The organism is Pseudomonas tremae (genome assembly GCF_001401155.1).
In the GTDB taxonomy this organism is placed as follows: Bacteria; Pseudomonadota; Gammaproteobacteria; order Pseudomonadales; family Pseudomonadaceae; genus Aquipseudomonas; species Aquipseudomonas tremae.
This window is the reverse complement of the sequence record NZ_LJRO01000279.1, coordinates 1-306: the sequence shown is the minus strand read 5'-3', so window position 1 is coordinate 306 and position 306 is coordinate 1. Positions and strand designations below refer to the sequence as shown.

The window sequence follows — 306 nt, the reverse complement described above, 5'->3', positions numbered from 1 at the left end:
CCCTCTATCCCTGAATTGATCGAGCCAGGTGCAGCTGATCTGGCGGCATTTGAAGTGCTGTTTCAGCAAAGCTCGGCCATTGGTGCAACACCGGCGGGTGGCTTGCATCGGCTGGCGGCATCGGCTGAAGACGGCCGGGTACGCGACCTGTTTCGGGAGTGGCTGAAAGAGCACGGCTTTGAAGTGCGTGTCGATGCGATCGGCAACCTGTTCGGCCTTATGACGTTTGATCCCCAGGCGCCTTATCTGCTGTGCGGTTGACATCTGGACAGCCAGCCGAGCGCGGGTCGTTTCGACGGTGTATAC

Annotated in this window: 1 pseudogene; it reads left to right on the top strand. The window is 59.5% G+C overall.

The annotated features are described in order from the left end of the window. Positions 1–258 (top strand): annotated as a pseudogene (locus ALO43_RS16640) (Zn-dependent hydrolase); the annotation flags it as partial. Between the last annotated feature and the right edge of the window lie 48 nt (positions 259–306).